This is a genomic window from Aneurinibacillus tyrosinisolvens (genome assembly GCF_001015055.1).
Classification (GTDB): Bacteria; Bacillota; Bacilli; order Aneurinibacillales; family Aneurinibacillaceae; genus Aneurinibacillus_A; species Aneurinibacillus_A tyrosinisolvens.
The window spans coordinates 1-691 of sequence record NZ_BBWZ01000126.1 but is presented as its reverse complement, the minus strand read 5'-3'; the positions used below and the strand labels follow the sequence as shown (position 1 = coordinate 691).

Sequence of the window (691 nt, the reverse complement as noted above, 5' to 3'; positions counted from 1 at the left end):
GTCTACACTGTTTTATTCCGTTGATATTTGTCCTCCTGTACATAGAAAAATAAGAATCAAAAAAGTACATTCCTAGGAATCAATTCTATTAAGTCTTCAAATTTTACAAGCGAGTTGGCTAATCAATCAGATACGATTAATCACGTTTTGTTACATACCTCATCCATAGCCCATCATCGTCCAGTTTTTCTATGCTCTTTAAGAAGAAATTTTTTTGATTATTGTCCCAATAAAATTCCTACGTTATCCTGCCCACTAATTCAGTAAATACGAATCTTACACAATCATATTTTATAAGATTTTATACTGAAAAAACTCTCCTAGTGAAACAGGAGAGCTTTTTACCATGGAAAAAAACGCATCAATCAAAATCATAATTTTCTCTGAACCATAATTTCTGCTCCTTCCAAACAAACTGTGTTATATAAGAGCATTAAATATCAAATTTAACGTTACCGAGCCGTTTCGCCATTTCAGGATCGTTATGTGAAAAGAACAAGCTCTTTTTCGTATCTAACGTAGCCATCGTCTCCATATCCTCTTGGCTTAATTCAAAGTCAAAGATATTGAAGTTTTCGATGATTCTTTCCTTATGAACAGACTTTGGAATCACAACGACTTCTCTCTGTGTTAACCAACGTAAAATCACCTGGGCAACGGATTTATTATACTTTTCAGCTATTGATACTAA

1 protein-coding gene is annotated in these 691 nt (G+C 33.3%); it reads right to left on the bottom strand.

Annotated elements, in window-relative coordinates; genetic code table 11:
- Positions 1 to 433: 433 nt before the first annotated feature.
- Positions 434 to 691: aldo/keto reductase (locus MBEAL2_RS28660; protein WP_047155566.1), on the bottom strand; the 258-nt coding region annotated here is incomplete at its 5' end.